Origin of the sequence: Microvirga tunisiensis (assembly GCF_009296175.1) — a bacterium.
Taxonomy (GTDB): domain Bacteria; phylum Pseudomonadota; class Alphaproteobacteria; order Rhizobiales; family Beijerinckiaceae; genus Microvirga; species Microvirga tunisiensis.
On sequence record NZ_VOSK01000951.1, the window covers coordinates 1 to 641 of the forward strand.

Below are 641 nucleotides of genomic sequence, written 5' to 3' on the forward strand. Positions count from 1 at the left end.
GCGCCTGCTCGAGTCCATCGGCAACGTCCCGCCCGCCGAGGCGGAAGCCGCCTACCACGTTCAGCTTGAGGTCACGCCGATGGCCGCGTAAAATCCAAGCCAACCAGCCTCCGGAAAACTCGGCGCGATTCACTTCTCGATCCAGGAGTTGAACCGGTCCGTGGCATGCGCGCCCAGCACGTAGCCCTTGCCGGCCCGGCGCAACTGCATCTCGATGGCTCCCACCCCATAGATCGTGTCGGCAGCGACCCAGTCGAACGGCACGCCCGCTGCAAGAGCCCGTGCGATCATCTGTGCGGCGATCTCGGGTTTGGTGACGAAGCGGATGCTGTCGGGCACCTGAGCGGCTTGCCGTCGGATGGAGTTGTTGATCCAGTCCTTCGGCAGATACAGCTGGCGGTCGATGAAGGCGCAGCCCTTGTCCGACACATAGGCCGCAAACACCCCGATCTGGCAGTTCGTGATCTTGCCCGCTGATCCGGTGTACTGCCGACCGACGCCACACGAGTGCGTACCCTGCTTGAGAAAGCCGGTCTCGTCGATCACCAGTACCGCACCAGGTGAGGCGAGCGTCTCGAGCGCATAGTCGCGCACCATGTCTCTCAGAGCATCGGCGTCCCAGTGGCTGCGGCCGAGCACCG

At 64.3% G+C, this 641-nt stretch carries 1 pseudogene; it reads right to left on the minus strand.

Annotated elements, in window-relative coordinates:
- Positions 1-132 precede the first annotated feature (132 nt).
- Positions 133-641, minus strand: a pseudogene (locus tag FS320_RS44685) (IS701 family transposase); the annotation flags it as partial.